We start from the raw sequence: 17,516 nt of genomic DNA on the forward strand, positions 1-17,516 counted from the left end.
ACACTGGTTATTAGAGATTGGCTGAGTTTTGTCCTGCTTGCTAAATTGAATATTCTGTATTAAGGCCAGTTGAAGAAGCTAGAATGGTAGCTGAAAGATAGGTAAAGTTTTTGAAAGGAAAAAGAATGAAATAAAAAAAGCGTTATTCGCTCCTAATATTGTTTAGAAAGAACAACGCAATGTATTTTAAAGATTATTACAAAGAATTTTTCTATTCTTATAGAGGAATTTCATTTTTGAGATTCCTTAAAAACAAAATGCTCTTTAAACTTTCTCCCTTCCACTTTCTGACCACTTCGCATTGTACGGAAAGGATGCTCTTGCCATGTAATCATGACATCTACTTTATCTGCTTTTATGGAAACAGGAAAATTCGCATGTTCAAATCCTGTTTTCCCACTTGCTAATCGAGCTTCTTTTAAAGAAAACAGTTCATATTTTGTCTCTGTTTTTGGTTCATTTCGAAATACTTCTACTCGAACGTTATAAACTTCAGTTTTTCCGATGTTTTGTACGGAGAAGTGATAGGTGTGAAAAACACCTTTTTTAGATTGTAACATGCCTTTGTCGGTGTTCTTTACTTCATCAATATTGACTTTCCATTGTTTTGAATTCTGTGAGCTGGGTAGTGATTGTGGGGAATAGGCGTACACTTGATTTGTAGTAATCATGCATAATAGCAAGAGTAAGGAGCTGACTGTTTTTTTCATGTATAGACCTCCAGGAGAAATTTACTAATAATATGTGTGAAAAACAAATTGTTATGTAATGAAATAAGAGTTTTTTGAGAAGAATGGGATTCATGATCTAAAAAAATTACAAGAATTTGAATGAATGTATCCAAAAGATCAAATACGGATGTTTTTTCATAAAAGGGAATATAATAAAAGGATCACGGGGAATGAATTTAGAATTAAATTCAGAAAATAACGAAAAAACACCTTGCATTTTCTCTTCTAAAGGAATAGAATACTCTGTAAATATAAAAAGCGATGAACAGGAAAAGTACATGATGCAAGGGTCTCCAGAGAGCAATCGATTGCTGGGAAGATTGCGATACCGCATGATGGAAAGACACCTGTGAGCGTTGTTTTGAACGTGATGATTAGTAAAAACAAACGGTACCTACCGTTATCAGGTTTAAGATGGTCAGTATGACAATTTGGGTGGTACCGCGGAAAAATCCGTCCCTATTTATAGGGGCGGATTTTTGTATTTTTTGAAAGGAGGTGAGTGGCTGTGGATGATGACGATGACAACAATAATGTAAATAAATATGAGAATATAGGAGGGGAAAGTAATGGGTCAAACAATGAAGCGGTCACTCGTTCGTGAATGCAAAACATGTAGTAAAAAGGTAGTTTTACTACAAGGTTGGGTGAAAAAAATTCGTCATTTAGGGAATATCAGTTTTTTATTGTTACGTGATCGAACAGGTGTTATTCAATGTGTATTAGAAAAAGACTTGGCCGGATATAAAGTAGATGTAGAAAGTGTTGTTCAAATTATTGGCGAACTTGTGGAAACCACAAAAACAGAATTAGGTGTCGAATTGCTTGTAGAAGAAGTAACGGTGTTAAATACTTCTGAACCACTTCCTTTTGAAGTGAATAAAAGAAAACTGCAAGTTGGTTTAGATCAAATGTTGAATGAGCGCGTTATATCCCTTCGGCATGAACGGATACAGGCTATTTTTACGATTCAATCTACGCTCGTACAGGCATTTAGTGAATTTTTAATAGAGAACGATTTCACACGTATATTTACGCCGAAAATCGTTTCACAAGGAGCGGAAGGGGGAGCGAATGTTTTTAAACTCCCTTATTTTCAAAAAGAAGCGTATTTAGCGCAATCTCCACAGTTTTATAAACAAATGATGGTAGTAGGTGGTTTGGAACGTGTTTTTGAAATCGCTCCTGTTTATCGGGCGGAGCATCACAACTCTTCCCGTCATTTGAATGAATATATTTCTTTAGACGTAGAACTTGGGTTTATTCATGATTTTCATGAGGTAATGGCATTAGAGGCAGATGTTTTACGTTATATGTTTGAACAAGTAGGGCGGAAATGTGAAAAGGAATTAGCGCGCGTGCAAGTTACGGTTCCAATCATTACAGAGATTCCAAAGATTACACTAACAGAAGCGCAGCGTATGTTAAAAACAAAGTATCGAAAAGACTCACCAGCAGGCGATTTAGATACAGAAGGGGAAAAATTACTTGGAAAATATGTGAAAGAAACGTACGGAAGTGATTTTGTCTTTATTACACATTATCCGAAAGAAGCGAGACCGATGTACACGATGCCGAATAAAGAAAATCAGGCTGTTACGGATTCCTTTGACTTATTGTATAAAGGATTAGAAATTACATCAGGTGCGCAGCGAATTCATGAGTATGATATGTTACTTGCTTCATTTAAAGAAAAAGGATTACATCATGAAAAATTCCAGTCATATATCGATACATTCCGGTATGGCTGTCCGCCGCATGGTGGATTTGGAATTGGATTAGAAAGGCTTGTATATAAATTTTTAGAATTATCGAATGTGCGAGAAGCGAGTGCATTCCCGAGAGATTGTACGCGTCTTGTGCCATAACCATAATAAAAACTCTTCATAATAATGGAGAGTTTTTATTGTATTTGAGAAAGAAGTTGAGAATGAAAAATAACATTTGTCTATTGAAGATGTATTCTTTTAATCATAAATTATTATATTGATAAATAATAGGAAAAAAATTCTATTATGCATTGAGAAATAGAAAATTCATACGTTATAATAAACTATGAATATAGAGAATACTTGTATAATTTTTGTGAGAAAGGGTATGGAAAATGTTATATCAAACACAAGCAACACAGCAAACACCAGCGTATATTATTTACCTACTTGATGTGAGTGCATCAATGAATCAGATGATGGATGCAGGAGGAGAGGAGAAGCGACGTATTGATATTGTGACAGATGCTCTTTCTTTAGCAATTCGCCAAATGGTGTTTCGTTCTACGAAAGGTAGTCGTTTGTTACCGAGATATCGTCTATCTATTTTAGCGTATAGTGATCATGTCTTTGATTTATTAGGAGGCGTAAAAACAATTGATGAAGTCGCGAGATTACGTCCGTTAGAAAAAATCCAAACGCATCGTTTAACAGATACAGCAAAAGCTTTTTCAGTAGTAGAAAAATTATTGCAAAATGAATTGCCAAACTTGCAAGAAGGACCAGCTCCTGTTGTTTGTCATATGACAGATGGAGCATCAACAGGTGAAGATCCAGAATCAATCGTACAACGTATTATGAATATGTCAGTACCAGATGGGAAGGTACTCGTTGAAAATATATTTATTTCAGATGAAATGATACAAGAGCCGATTTCAAATATTAAACAATGGAAAGGCATTATGCCAGATACAAACATTTCGGACGAATATGGTGCAAAGCTCCAGCGTCTTTCCTCACCTATTCCTGAAAGTTATCGTGAAATGATGATTGAACATGGATTTCATATTGCGGATGGAGCACTTATGATGCTACCTGGTACGAATGCTGATTTAGTATCACTTGGCTTTCAAATGTCCGCTGCTACGCCAGTTCGATAGGAGGTGGAAGGGAAGGTGATACATACTTTGCCGCAAGTGAAAGAAACGCTGTTGCAGAAGCAGAGCACGGAATATTTTACATATTGTTATAGCTATTTTAGAGCGAAGGAAACACAAGAATTAAATGAAACCGGACAGGATTTTTTAGCGTTCCAAGTAAGTGGAAATCGTTTTATATTTGTACTATGTGACGGTGTTGGAATGTCTTTTCATGGAGAAATCGCAGCCGAATTTCTTGGGACAAGATTATTAGAGTTATTTGAAACTTGTTTGGATAAGAAACAAGATTTTTCCACTATTTTGGACAAGAGTTTACAAGAGTGGGAGAAAGAAGCGATAGAAAAAGTGGAAGCGTTTCAGTTGCCACAAGATACCCCTTGGTTACTCCGGGATGTATTGGAAGAAAAACGAAACCACGGCAGTGAATCCATGTTTATTGGTGGAACAATTGAAGTAATTCCAAATCGAAATGAAGTGAATATCATGGTAGTTGCGCATGGGGATTCATTCTTGCAGTTATTTCAAGAGGATAAGAAGTGTCTTGATTCGATAGAGTATGAGAGAAATACAGAAAATAGATGGTCTACTCATCGCGGAATACTTGGTGGAGAGTTGAAAGTTATTTCGAAAACCTTAGCCAGAAAAGAAGCAAATCGGCTTGTCATACATTCAGATGGTTTGATGCCACTCCTTCATTATAATTTTGAAGAAGTAACAGAGGAAATCAAACGGGCACAGAGCTCTCCGACAAGTGATGATATTTCATTCCTTGATATTTCTTGGTAAGAACATGAGGAAAAAGGTGAATAAAGTTGGAAGAAATTATTGTGACGTACATAAAGCAGTCAAATGAAGAAATAGATATTGCGATTCCCAATGATGTAAAGGCGGAACAAATTATTGAAGCGATTTTACATCATGAAAAGATAGATGAAACATTAAGTGGAATCTATGAAATTCGAGCAGCAAAGGATAAAGAAGAGTGGCATTCTATTCGTAATGATGAGACTTTGCGAGATAATGATGTCTGGGATGGTCAATATATTATGTTGCATAAAAAAGGAGCAATCATTCCTTCTTTTGAGATGTTACCAGCAAAAGAGCAACATAACGAATCTGTCATACCTGATGTGCCTTCTGATGAAGATGAAGGTTATGTATGGAAAATGATTGAATAGAATGTTTTGTGAAAGAGGAAGGAGAAATGTTTTGTGCAGAAATCACCATATTTTCAGCGCTCTCCGCGTATGAAAGTAGATATACCAACTGGAAATATCGTCATTCATGATCCGCCAAATATACCGGAAGAACCGAAGTTTTCAATTGAAACGATCATATTGCCAGCGGCGATGACACTTTTAACATTTATATTATACTTTGTGATGATGAAAGTGATGAAAATGAATTCAAGCTACTTGCCGCTTATGTTGGTTTCTAGTATCCCGATGTTAGGGTCCTATATATTTACAGGGATGGGGTATATACGCAATAGGAAAGAACATCGTCAAATGGTTGAACAATTGAAAACAAGATACTTAGAACAAATTCAAAAACACCGAGTAGAGTTAGATACATTAAAGGTTGAACAAGCGAAGTATTTGATTACTCAAAATCCAAGTCCGTTAAAAAGTGTGCAACGAATTGAAAATCGAGAAAGTAATTTATGGGAAAGAACCCCGGAAAGTCCTGACTTTTTAGATATTCGTATTGGAACAGGATCAAGACCATTTTTAGTTGAATTAAAAGTTCCCGAACAAAGGGGTTATGAAGAAAATACATTAGTTACAGAAGCTCAAAATGTGAAAAGGGACTTTACAACAATTCCTAATGGGCATATTTCAATCTCTCTGAAGAAAAATGATGTAATTGGTGTAGTTGGGAATAAAGAAGATAGATTGAACTTTATTCGAACTGTAACAACACAAATTATGACGCATCATGCTCCAAATGAAGTGAAAATAGCAGCTTTTTATCATGAGAGAGAGAAAAAACAATGGGATTGGATGAGGTGGCTTCCGCATGTATGGGACGAGCAACGAAGCATGCGTTTTTTAGCGGAAAATGAACAGAATGCTCAAAAGTTAGCAGAATCATTGTTTACACCGCTTAATATGCGTCGAATCTATAATTCTTCAGCACAAGCAGACGAGAAAGTACCATTAATTCCAATGTATATTTTCTTCTTATCTGCAAGAGAATTTTTAGAAGATGATCCTCTTATTCCTATGTTGCTCAGAGAAGGAAAAAGTGTGGGCGCTTCTACATTCGTATTTGCAGAACAAAAAGAACGATTGCCAATGGAATGTGATATTGTTATTAGTTTAAATGGAGAAAACGGTGAATTAGTTGAAACATTTTCGAACTCGGCTGAAAATAGTGGAACGACACGTGCTAGTTTTAAAGTAGATCGTCTTTCGTTTGAACGTTGTGAATTAGGCGCTCGTAGTATCGCACCGATTCGAATGAAAAGCTCTACAGCAGCTAACATACCGAAAGTATTAACGTTTTTAGATTTATTCCAAGTGAAAAAAATGGAAGAATTACAAGTTTTAGATCGATGGAATGAAAATCGCTATCCAACTTCATTGCCGGTACCAATTGGAGTAAGGGAAGGAAGTAAACCTGTATTTTTAAATATCCATGACAAAATTGAGAAAAAAGGACACGGACCACATGGACTAATGGCTGGTACGACAGGATCAGGGAAAAGTGAAGTTATTCAGTCTATCATCGCAGCCTTAGCTGTTACTTATCACCCTCATGAAATGGCATTTATGCTAATTGACTATAAAGGTGGAGGAATGTCCAATACATTTTCGGGGTTACCGCATATCATTGCATCGATTACAAACTTAGAAGATCCAAATTTAATAGAGCGTGCAAGGATTTCATTGAAAGCGGAGTTAGAAAGAAGACAAAAACTGTTCATTCAAGCTGGAAATGTCCAACATCTTGACGAATACTATGAAACAACTTGGCGTGAGAAAGAGCCATTGCCGCATTTATTTATTGTTATTGATGAGTTTGCCCAAATGAAAAAGGAACAACCAGAATTTATGGATGAACTGATTAGTGTCGCTGCAATTGGTAGAACGTTAGGGGTACATTTATTACTGGCAACGCAGAAACCATCTGGAGTTGTCAACGATAAAATTTGGAGTAACTCTCGTTTTCGTATTTGTTTGCGCGTACAAGATGACGCAGATAGTCGTGAAATGCTAAAAATTCCAGATGCATCTAAAATTAATGTTCCTGGACGTGGATATTTACAAGTTGGTAGTAATGAGATACTAGAACTCTTCCAATCAGCTTGGAGTGGAGCACCATATAGTCCAGATGAAGAGAAGGTTGTAGCGATCGTTGATTTCACAGAAGTAAAGCTTTCGGGTAAACGAATAAAAGTGAAAAAGCGACCGAAACCTATGACGAATAGTCCAAAGCAATTACAAGCATTTATTCGATATATACAAACAATATCTGAGAAAGAAAATATTAAACCATTGCCAGGACCTTGGTTAGCGCCTTTACCAGAGAAATTATTATTAAATCGATTCTATGAAATAGAGAATTGGAACATGGATTTATGGAAACAAAGAGAAGAAGATTTGCAGTTAACGGTAGGATTGATTGATGATGTCGCAAACCAAGCGCAATATCCTTTGAAATTGGATTTACAAGAGGGACATTTAAATATTTATGGCATGCCAGGAACAGGGAAAACCACTCTGTTACAAACAATTATTATGTCTCTAGCATTGTCTCATACACCAGAGGAAGTAAACTTCTATGTGGTTGATTTCGGTCGCATGTTTTTAGACTTTAGAGATTTACCACATGTGGGTGGAATTGTACAAGAAGACGAAATTGAAAAAATGAAACGGTTGTTCAGCTTTTTGAGGAAGGAAGTCACATATCGAAAAGAATGTTTTTCTGATATGGGAGCAAAATCTTTCGCGATGTATAACCGAATGGTAGAAACAAAGATTCCAGCTATTGTCATCATGATAGATGGTTATATTAGATTCCGAAGTGAGTATGAGAAGGAAAATGAAATTTTAGAGCAATTATTACGTGAATCAAGTACGTATGGTATTTATTTTTATTTTTCGCTCAACCAAACAACCGACATGTTTGACCGTGTTCGTAACAACATTCCGATGGCAATTTCGTTTGAATTACAAGATAGAACTGAATATTATAGCTTAGTTGGAAGACCGAACTTCCCATTAATTGATGTGCCATCTGGTCGTGGTTTAACAAAAGGACAACCGCCAGAATTATTCCAAGCAGCATTACCTTTCATTGGGGAGAATGAATTAGAATATTCCCAGCAGTTAAAAACAATTATTCAAAAAATGGATAGAGCTTGGAATGGAGAGAAAGCAAAGGCAATTCCAATGGTTCCAAAAGAGTTGTTCGTTGAAGAAGTGCTAGAGCAATCAGAACCTTCACAAATTTGTGTTGGTATTGAAACAGAAGATATTCGTTTACAAAGCTTTTCATTAGAAGAAATGACAAATATTTTTATTGGTGGAAGAATTGAAGGTGGTAAGACATCATTATTACAAACACTGATTTTTTCTCTTACCTACCAATATGCACCTGAAGAAATTGAATTAATAATGATTGATTTAAGCGAAAGAACAACAGGTATTTTGGCTTTAGGAGAATTACCTCATGTTAAAAAGCGCATAACTGATGACATGCAATTAAAAGAACTGTTAGATGAGTTACTTGAAATAATAAATAGCAGAGATGTCGTAACACCACCTTTGAATCCAAATGAAAAAATAGAGCTTCCATACTCGAGGATTATGATTGTTATTGATGATATTGATCAAATATTGGCGTTATTATCTGTTGATTTTGATGCGAAAAATAAAATGGAGCAAATTGTCCAAAACGGAAGAAATAAAGGAATTCATTTTATTACAGCTGCTACGACTTCAAGTGTAAATAGTTACTCTCATGAAAAATGGTTTGCAGAAATTAGAAAAAGAAGCTTTAGCTACTTATTAGGTACTACGCAAAATAACGACTTGTATTTCTTTAATATAAAACTACCACATGTAGAAATGGACCGAGAGCTAAGTAGCGGTGAAGGGTATTTTGTACGTAGGAAGCAGATTAAAATAAAATGTGCTTTTACGCCTTTACATTTGCTTCAAGATTTAAAGCAAAAGATTGCTAGAAAATGGATAGAATCGACAAGAAGAGTGTAAAACTTGGGTAATTTACAAAAAAATAGTATTTTTTTGTAAATTACCCCTTTAAATATTGTGTGAATATAGTTTATAATCTAATTGTTACAATATTAATTGATTGAAAGGGGAAATACAGGATGGAAATTAAAATTACGCCTGAAGAACTTGATCGAATTGCTGGTAACTTTATAAAAGCAGCAGGTGAAGCACAACAACAAATCAATAACCTTGGAAATGACATTGGTAATTTAAATGGTCAATGGTCAGGGTCAACACAAGCAAAATTCAATGCGAATTTTAATGAAGCTAAACAAGAAATGAACAAATACATTCCAATTCTACAACACATTTCTGATGAATTGAAAAAGATTGCTACTAACTTCCGTAACGTGGATAACTCATATTAATAGTAGAACAATTGCAAAAGGCCAGGAGCTATTGTTCCTGGTCTTTTCTTTAAAAATCGTCATATGAGAGTAAGGGGATAAAATGGGATTTCGACCAGAAGTAGGAGAAAAAATATCTTTTCATACAGATGTTTATTGCTTTACAAAACATCCAGCAGTTATTGGTATTGAAATGCCATATGGACAAGAAGGTAGACAAGGGATTGTATACCAGCTTCAGCATGAAAATAGTCCAGAAAGAATTGCATTAAAAGTTTTTAAAGAACGCTATCGTGATGAAAAACACCAGCTGGCATTTTTAAAGCCGCTTTCTCATCTAGTAGGGCTTAAAGTATGTTCACGTTACATTGTTACGAAAGAGGAACACACAGCAGCTATTGAGAAGTCAGAAGAACTTGCTAATAGTATTGTGATGCCGTGGATCGAAGGACCAACTTGGGCAGATATTTTACAAGAACAAAAATTCTTATCAAAGCAACAATGTTTTTCGATTGCCGAGGCGTTTCTTACAACGTTAAAAACAATGGAAGAGAATGAAATTGCACATAATGATTTATCATCTAGTAACATATTAATTCCTTATTTAAGTGAGAATCCAATTGAAGGTCAACATCATATTGAACTTGTTGACGTTGAGCAAATGTATGGTCCAAAAAGCAAAAGGCCTTCTCTGTTACCGGCAGGTTCAGCAGGCTATGCGCCAAAATTTTTAAAGGGTGGTGTATGGCAAAAAGAAGCAGATCGCTTTGCTGGAGCCGTTTTACTAAGTGAAATATTAGGTTGGTGTAGTGAAGAGGTACGAAATAAGAAATGGACAGATGCGAGCTATTTTAAAACGGAAGAAATGCAGACAGAATGTGAACGATATACATTGATTAAACAGGTATTACGTAATCAATGGAATGAGCAACTTGCGCAGTTATTTGATCAAGCATGGAATAGTAAGAATTTCATAGGATGTCCGAGTTTTGCACAATGGTACGATGCATTTAATAGTGTTAGAGATATGATTAAAATTGATGCGGAGAGAAAACTAGAAGAAGAGCAGTCTCTTTTTGTATCGAAATGTTTGGAAATTGCAAGATTACTAGAAGAGAAAGGCTTTAAACAAGCAGCGTTATTTGAGTATAAAACGATTTTCAATTCATCACATCCATCAACTGCTCTAAAACAAGAACTAGCTTATATCATTCGGACGATAGAGAGTCAAGAACCTGAAATGAATCACAAACGGGTGCTACATGGTTATTTGGAATTAGCTACTGAATTGGAGAGAGAAAACAATGCACATTTTGCTTGTTTCGTCTATTCACGAATCGTACAATTTCCAAACATTGATCAAGCGCTAAAACAGGAAATTGAGAGTATCATTGAAGAGATAACAGAACAACAAGAGGCAAATGTAACTGAAGAAGTAGCTGCTACAACAGTTCCAAATAGCATTTTGCAAAACCGTAAACAGACAAAGAAACAAGTTGAATATGATATAGATGATGAAATTTTAAATGCCAAAGCATCGAATCAACCGCTCACATTAACACATGAACAAAGAGAACCATCTGCATTCTCAAAATGGTGGGGGAAAAATAAAAAGCGTATACTCATTGTTGGATCCATTGTAATTGTAGTTGTTGGGGGGACATTGTCGTATTATTTCTACACAAAGAACTCAAAATACCAACAATTTATGGAACAAGCACAGCAAGCGTATCACGATAAAAAATATAAATTAGCAGAAGAAGCTGTAACCCATGCTATCGCAGTAAAAGGAAAAGATGAAGCGCATCTTCAATTAGCGACAGTTTATGTTGCGGAAGGAAAAAATAAAATCGCTATCGACTATCTTACTAAATTAATAAAAGATAGAGAAATTGATAAAGACAATAAAGAAGCAGCATATTTATTAGCCACAGCAAACTTTCGGATTGGAAAATACCAAGAAGCAGTACCGAATTTTGAACAGGCACTTGCGAACAATGCAAAAGGAATTGAAATGTATAAAAAAGATGCGATGCGTGACTTAGCCGTTAGTCACATGAAAATGAAAGAGTTTGAAAAGGCGGAAAATGTAATCGTTAAAATGAGTACAAATACAGACGAAGATAAGGCAATCGTTTCTTATTTAAAAGGACAGTTAGCAACTGTAACCGTCCAATTAGATAAAGCTGAAGCATTCTTTAAAGAAGCTATTAAGCAAGATGATAAAAATACTACATATGTAGTTGAACTTTCCAATCTATATGTACTTTGGAATAAGACGAATTTAATTGATAGTGCAAAAAAAGAAGGCAATTACCAGCAAGCATCACAAGTATTGCAAAATGCAATCCAAAAGAATCCCCAAAATATTGAGTTATTAAATCAATTAGGAATCGTTTACTACGAGGCGGGGCAGTTTTATGAAACGCGTGATGGTGGTAAGAGTAATGCTGCATATCAGGAGGCCTTAAAGGCATATAACGGGGTTGTAACTAGCGGTATGCGCGACATAAATACACTTGTTAATATAGGGATTTTATACGACAAAATAGGACAAGGAAATGAAGCAGAACGTTTTTTCTCTGAAGCATATTCGCAAAATGATGAAGACCCACATGTGAATTTTGCGTATGGAATGTTTAAAATTAAGCAAAAGAAATATGAAGAAGCAAGTCGATTCCTAAGAAAAACTGTACAAGCTAATGAAAACCAAGCTGAAGTACAAACGGCACAAGAAAAGTTAGCAGAAATGAAAACAAATGGCTGGATCCAATAAAGATGGGGAATGGGGAGAAAAGCGATATGGAAGAGAATAATAATTTAGGTAAGAAAGTAGCAATATCTATTATGTCAGCAGCTTTATTAGGTACATCCGGATATCTTATTTATGATAAAGGTTTCAATAAAGCTGACAAAGAAGCAGTAAAATTAGCAAGTAATACAGAAGAGAAAAAGGATGATCGTATTACTGGTGGAAACGGTTTACAATCTATGTTTCCTAATTTAATTAGTGACCCAGCAAAAAAAGATGAAAAGCCAGGAGAAAAACCAAATTTTAACTTAGCAGACCTAATTGGAAATAATAAATCACCAATTACACCAGTAACCTATAATCCAAACGAAGTGCAGATTGAAAAAAAAGATCCTGATATTAGGTTATCAGATGCGCCAGCACCGCCAAAGCCTGAGCTACCGACTAATATGGGAGGACCGGTGGTAGATCCGAATAAGAATTTGCCGGATCCAGTGAAGAATCCAACTACTATAGAGCCGCCGAAAGAACAAGAGGGTAATGGTAAACAACCAGGTGAAGATAAACCAGGAGGCGAAGATAAACCAGGAGGCGAAGATAAACCAGGAGGCGGTGGAACTACCGGGGGCGGTGGAACTACCGAAGGCGGTGGAACTACCGGAGGCGGTGGAACTACTGGAGGCGGTGGAACTACTGGAGGCGGTGGAACTACTGGAGGCGGTGGAACTACCGGAGGCGGTGGAACTACGGAACCAGAGAAACCAAAACCAGAGCCAGAGCCTACACCACGTCCAACGATAACAGTATCACCAAAAACAGGTGATATTTTAGTTGAGTGGATTGCTGGAGATGGAGAATATTACTCATCTGTATTCTTTAATGATTATTATGGCGGTCAAAAAGGACAGAATTCAAATGCATTAAATAATCTGACTAACTACAATAGCACAAAGAACGACTGGACGCTCGTTAGCCAATTGAATACACAATCAGAAGCAAAGGCGGTAGCTGAACATAAGTTAGCATTAGATAATTTGGACCAAATTCTGAATAATAATGACTACTCAAATCATAGAGAGTTATTCTATTTACGCAATCAAATTAATGTATTGAATGAATCGGTTACAACACAAACAGAGCTGCAATCTTATTTAAATGACAATAAGAAAGCGTACATTCAATCAGTTGCAAAAAAAGTGTATGAAACAGCGACAATAGAAGAACAGGATTGGCTTGATAATGGGAATACAGCATCTTTAGAACAAGCTTTAAGTAAATATTATTTGATTACATCAGTTTTTGAAAGTGTGGATCCTGAATTAGTAAAAGATGCAAATCAACGTGTAGAGAAGATTTTCTACAAGCTACTCGAAGAAGAATTGAAGAATATGGACATTCAAACGCCAGTGGTAGAAGAAACTTCAAAAGAGGCTGCTAAAGAAACAGGTAGCAACGAAGAAACAAAAACAAAAGAAGATAATACGGCAAAAACAGAAGCAATCGAAGCGTCTAGTGGGCATGAGGCAAAAGGGGAACTTGCGAAAGGAAAGACAGAGAACGAAGAGAGTAAAGGTACTAAGGAAGAAAAAGGTAACAAAGGCACAAGTGACCAAAAGAAACCAGAAAAACCAGATCCAATTCAGCAAGTAATTGAACAAATTGAAACATATTTCAACCCTGAAAATTTACAATATGAAAATGCTTTATTATTAGCGGATAAATGGATTGATAAAGCAAAAGATGAACAACAAGAGAAACTAACTGAGCAATTTAATACAGCTGTTGCGGGTCTTCAAGGACAAATGAAAGATCCTAACGTTTCCGCTACAGATGCGTTAAAGAAAGCGAATTTATTATATGGTACAGCAAGAATAGAAAAATCTGTTCAAGATGAAGCAAAACAATTGTTGATGCCACTTATGTTTGAAAAGAAAGCAAATGAGGCTGCAGCTAAAGGAGAATATTATACCGCTGTATTAAATATCGCGAATGCAATTCGTACACAACATCCATTTGAGCGCTCAAGAGAAGAAATGGTAAGTTATGCGAATCAACTATGGGAAAGTACAGAGAAAGACTGGAATGAAATTAATGGAACAACAGGCTGGCAAAAGAAAGTAGAGAAAACGGTGCTACCATCATACACATTACTGGCACAGTTAAAAGATATTGATAAAACAATTGAACAAATTAGCGGCATGAATATGATTGATCCTGCATCTAAAAGAGTAGAGGGAATTCAACTTATCCAAATAGCGAGTGCTGAAGCAAATAAAGAGGAACAAACGCATCTTAATAATGCTTTACATTATTATGGTCAAGCAGCTTCCCGTGGCGTTATTGAGACAAAAGGATTTACTAATGTTACAAATCGCGTATTAGATAAAGCGAAGCAGGCAGAAAAAACTAACTATGTATCAGCTTTAAACATTTATCAAAATGTATATAAAACACCTGGAATTGAAATAACTGGAGTTAAAGATCAAGTGAAATATGCGATTGAGTATTTGGGCACATTTGATGCTGCGAATAAAAAGGCAGTGAAAATAACTACTATTGAGGATTTAGCTTCAGTAATTGAATTAACTGATCAAGCAATGAAGCGAGGGTACCAAGAAAAGCCAGCAGTAGAATTTATGGCATCGGCCGCTACTACTATGCTGAAGACGGGAGAAACAGCCTTTGAAGGAAAAAATTTCAATGAAGCATATAAATGTTTTGAGTTTTTAACTCGTCCACAATATGCAACAACTATTGATGGAACATTACGTGAAAATGCAATGAAATATGTGGAACAAATTAAAGCCATGGATGCTCAAAAGTAAATGTTTGTGAAGTTCGCCATCTTATCTCAAGTAAGATGGCGAACCTATTCTCATTAAGGGGTGAAAGAAAATGAGTTTACTAGAAATTTGTCCGTTAGATGAGGCGCTAGTAGAAGCATTGCAGAACGAAGAAAAAAGAGGACATTTTTACGATGTTTTACAAAAATCAAATCTATACGTTGTCGCTTCTGTAGAAGGGGATACAAATACAGATGAAGATGGCAATTTGATTTCTACAGACAATACACAATTACAAATTCATTATTTTGAAATGGAAGAGGGATTAATGTTACCGCTTTATTCAGATTTAAAGCATTTAGAAACGGTGATTCCAGAAGAATGCCCTTATGTTTGTATGAATGCTGTTGAATTATTACAGACAGTAGATTTAGAGGCGAATGTGATTTTAAATCTAGGGACACCATTTCAAAAGTTATTTGTAAAGGAAGAAATCGAAGCCATTTGTGATGGTAGTATCTTTGATATTTTTTCTAAAGAAGTATAAGTAATAATGGATGCAGTTCCTGCTCTTTTTGGTATAAAATAGAGGAAGGTGGGAGAAGGTTTGGAGATTAAAGTCAAACCCGAACAACTCGAACAAATTGCCAAAAACATCTCAAAAATGCAGAGACACAGCCAGAATGTACAACAAGATCTTAATCAAGCGATGTTCAGTATTCAAATGCAGTGGCAAGGAGCAACGAGTCAGCGTTTTTACGGGGAGTATGTGCGATCGACGAAACTAATGGAAAGGTATATACATAACTTACAAGAAACAGAAAAAGATTTACGGCGCATTGCCCAAAAGTTTCGTCAAGCAGATGAAGAATATAAAAAGAAACGAGCAGAAAAGGTAAAAGAAACACCGAAAAAGAAAAAGAAAGAAGAAAAATCGTGGTGGGAAAAAGGGTTAGATGAAGCAGCTGAATTTTTCGGTGTAAACGATGCGATTAGAGCAGTTACAGGAAAAGACCCTAGCACTGGCAAAGAGCTATCTACAAAAGAAAGACTCATTGCAGCAGGCTGGACGATTTTGAACGTTATTCCGGTTGGAAAAGTCCTTAGTACTGCTGGAAAAGGAATTAAGTATGGCGGGAAAATAGTTATAGAAGCAATAGAAAAAGGCGGAAAAGCCCTTCTTGATGTAGCGAAGAAAGTACCAAGTAAAGTAAAAGAAGGCGTATCTTTCGTTGCTTCTAAAACGAAAAGTCTGGTTGATAAAGTAGGAGACCTGTGGAATAAAGGGAAAACGAAAGTTAAAAACGATTTTATAGAAGCTGGTAAGGCATTCCGTTATGGGCTGAAAAAAATGGGAGAGTATGTGCCGAAATTTGGTGGAGGCCCTATTCCTGTAATGGAAGGTGCAGGCAAGATTCCTAGTGGAGGAAAGAACCTGCTGAAAGATGCTTATCAGTATATGAAGGAGACTGGGGAGAAGGTTTTTGGTGGTGGAGGTAGTAATACTAACCGAACTATTATTAGTTCTGAAATGGAAGAGAAGATATTATATGGTCAAAGGAAAGCGCCACCTAAAAATGATTTCATAGGTGGACATTCCCCAAACATAAATAATACACATCCTAACTATGCAGTTGAAGAGATAACAGTTAATGTAGATGGAACGAGGAGTGTTAAATTCACTACCCAATTTTCTGATGGGAATTTAGCGAAAATTAAATCAAGCACTTTATTTCCAAGTACATGGAGTAATCAGCAAATTATTAATAGTATAAAAGAGGTTGGACGTATGCCTGCAATTGGACAAAGAGCAAGAGATGGTGCCACCCTTCATAGAGATACAATTAATGGTGTTCAAATAGAAGTGATTAAAATAGGTGATGAAGTTGTATCTGGATATCCAACTGGTGGAGGTGCTACACAGCTTTTAACCGGTTTTACTACACCTTAATATTATAGATAATTAAAGGAGATTTTTAAATGTATAAAGAATTTGAGGAGTATCTTTTTGGATATTTTACAGACGGCTATTGGTATGATCAAGGATTTTCAATTGCTCAAGAAATGTTACTGGAATTCTCTTCTCATGATTGGGAAGAATTACTTAATTCAGCAGTAACCAAACCTTTAGAGTGGCAGCGAAAATTAGCCTACTGTCTGGATAATGAATGTAGTATGAATGAATTGAAAGTGCTATTAAGAATGTTGGATACAGACGATAAAGAACTATTCGAAATATGCGTAGATACGTTGAGAAGTTTCACGAGTCCAGAAAGTAAACAGCTTATATTGGAAAATCCATCAATTATGCAGCGAGTAAGTGATTTAATTCCACAAGTTGGTGTGGCAACTAGAAAAATATTAGAAGACTTCCTTAGTAAGGTTCAATCGTAGTAACATAAGGGCCACGCTGCACATAGACAAAAGAAAGAGAATCCATGGAATTAATCCTCCTATGGGTTCTCTTTTTCAAGTAGACCGTATGCTGGCTTGTTGAAAATAGCTTACCTGTATTAAAATGCGGATTATATTAATTATCCAGAGAAATTAGAAGCTTTGTATTCATTAGGAATCCAACTTAAATTACTTGGAGCTACCTTGGCTATTTTTGAGGATGATAGAGAAATATCTTTAGAAATAGTGGAAAATCAGATTGAATCACATAAAAAAATATTGAAAAGATACAATGGTGATGGGAAAATTAATGGTAGGAGTGTAACAAGAGGTTCTGATGTGATTGATAATGTTACAAATGCAAAAATTATACTTAAAAAAGAAAAATGGTGAATTT

General features: G+C 35.8%; 13 protein-coding genes and 1 other annotated feature. Of the genes, 12 read left to right on the forward strand and 1 reads right to left on the reverse strand.

The features are described from left to right. Positions 1–230: 230 nt before the first annotated feature. Positions 231–710 (reverse strand): YozF family protein, encoded by a 480-nt coding sequence (locus tag QRY57_RS12085; protein WP_286017545.1) that lies wholly within the window; start codon positions 708–710, stop codon positions 231–233. Positions 711–983: 273 nt separating this feature from the next. Further along, positions 984–1,195: a binding site (T-box leader), on the forward strand. Positions 1,196–1,300: 105 nt separating this feature from the next. Between QRY57_RS12085 and aspS the strand changes: the two genes are divergently transcribed. The 12 genes from aspS (at position 1,301) to QRY57_RS12145 (ending at position 17,512) form a co-directional block, all read left to right on the forward strand. Beyond that, on the forward strand, positions 1,301–2,599 hold the full coding sequence (aspS, locus tag QRY57_RS12090) for an aspartate--tRNA(Asn) ligase (RefSeq protein ID WP_286017546.1): 1,299 nt from the start codon (positions 1,301–1,303) through the stop codon (positions 2,597–2,599). Between the two features lie 236 nt (positions 2,600–2,835). Next, positions 2,836–3,600: a vWA domain-containing protein gene (locus QRY57_RS12095; protein ID WP_026593082.1), complete on the forward strand. Its 765-nt coding sequence runs from the start codon at positions 2,836–2,838 to the stop codon at positions 3,598–3,600. A gap of 15 nt (positions 3,601–3,615) precedes the next feature. Next, positions 3,616–4,386, forward strand: a complete 771-nt coding sequence (locus QRY57_RS12100) for a protein phosphatase 2C domain-containing protein (protein WP_286017547.1) — start codon at positions 3,616–3,618, stop codon at positions 4,384–4,386. A gap of 26 nt (positions 4,387–4,412) precedes the next feature. Continuing rightward, entirely contained in the window at positions 4,413–4,778 is a 366-nt protein-coding gene (locus tag QRY57_RS12105; protein ID WP_208019349.1) for an EsaB/YukD family protein, read from the forward strand. Positions 4,779–4,811: 33 nt separating this feature from the next. Next, positions 4,812–8,822, forward strand: a complete 4,011-nt coding sequence (essC, locus tag QRY57_RS12110) for a type VII secretion protein EssC (RefSeq protein WP_286017548.1) — start codon at positions 4,812–4,814, stop codon at positions 8,820–8,822. Positions 8,823–8,941: 119 nt separating this feature from the next. Further along, entirely contained in the window at positions 8,942–9,211 is a 270-nt protein-coding gene (locus QRY57_RS12115) for a WXG100 family type VII secretion target (RefSeq protein ID WP_026593078.1), read from the forward strand. Positions 9,212–9,293: 82 nt separating this feature from the next. Further along, the gene (locus QRY57_RS12120; protein WP_286017549.1) at positions 9,294–11,966 is read left to right on the forward strand and encodes a tetratricopeptide repeat protein; all 2,673 of its coding nucleotides are present in this window, start codon (positions 9,294–9,296) and stop codon (positions 11,964–11,966) included. A gap of 26 nt (positions 11,967–11,992) precedes the next feature. Beyond that, on the forward strand, positions 11,993–14,767 hold the full coding sequence (locus QRY57_RS12125; RefSeq protein ID WP_286017550.1) for a hypothetical protein: 2,775 nt from the start codon (positions 11,993–11,995) through the stop codon (positions 14,765–14,767). 70 nt (positions 14,768–14,837) lie between these two features. After that, entirely contained in the window at positions 14,838–15,272 is a 435-nt protein-coding gene (locus QRY57_RS12130) for an SseB family protein (RefSeq protein ID WP_098337103.1), read from the forward strand. Between the two features lie 60 nt (positions 15,273–15,332). Next, the gene (locus tag QRY57_RS12135) at positions 15,333–16,676 is read left to right on the forward strand and encodes a WXG100 family type VII secretion target (protein ID WP_286017551.1); all 1,344 of its coding nucleotides are present in this window, start codon (positions 15,333–15,335) and stop codon (positions 16,674–16,676) included. A 29-nt stretch (positions 16,677–16,705) separates the two neighbouring features. Further along, positions 16,706–17,119, forward strand: coding sequence for a hypothetical protein (locus QRY57_RS12140; protein ID WP_026593057.1), 414 nt, complete (start codon positions 16,706–16,708; stop codon positions 17,117–17,119). A 204-nt stretch (positions 17,120–17,323) separates the two neighbouring features. Further along, entirely contained in the window at positions 17,324–17,512 is a 189-nt protein-coding gene (locus QRY57_RS12145) for a hypothetical protein (RefSeq protein WP_286017552.1), read from the forward strand. Positions 17,513–17,516 lie beyond the last annotated feature (4 nt).

Origin of the sequence: Bacillus arachidis (genome assembly GCF_030285945.1) — a bacterium.
GTDB classification, from domain to species: domain Bacteria; phylum Bacillota; class Bacilli; order Bacillales; family Bacillaceae_G; genus Bacillus_A; species Bacillus_A arachidis.

Bases quoted from the DNA above. Each gene is read 5' to 3' on its own strand.
- QRY57_RS12115 (WP_026593078.1), top strand. From the start codon at position 8,942: ATGGAAATTAAAATTACGCCTGAAGAACTTGATCGAATTGCTGGTAAC.
- QRY57_RS12085 (WP_286017545.1), bottom strand. From the start codon at position 710: ATGAAAAAAACAGTCAGCTCCTTACTCTTGCTATTATGCATGATTACT.
- QRY57_RS12095 (WP_026593082.1), top strand. From the start codon at position 2,836: ATGTTATATCAAACACAAGCAACACAGCAAACACCAGCGTATATTATT.
- QRY57_RS12120 (WP_286017549.1), top strand. From the start codon at position 9,294: ATGGGATTTCGACCAGAAGTAGGAGAAAAAATATCTTTTCATACAGAT.
- QRY57_RS12125 (WP_286017550.1), top strand. From the start codon at position 11,993: ATGGAAGAGAATAATAATTTAGGTAAGAAAGTAGCAATATCTATTATG.
- QRY57_RS12140 (WP_026593057.1), top strand. From the start codon at position 16,706: ATGTATAAAGAATTTGAGGAGTATCTTTTTGGATATTTTACAGACGGC.
- aspS (WP_286017546.1), top strand. From the start codon at position 1,301: ATGGGTCAAACAATGAAGCGGTCACTCGTTCGTGAATGCAAAACATGT.
- QRY57_RS12130 (WP_098337103.1), top strand. From the start codon at position 14,838: ATGAGTTTACTAGAAATTTGTCCGTTAGATGAGGCGCTAGTAGAAGCA.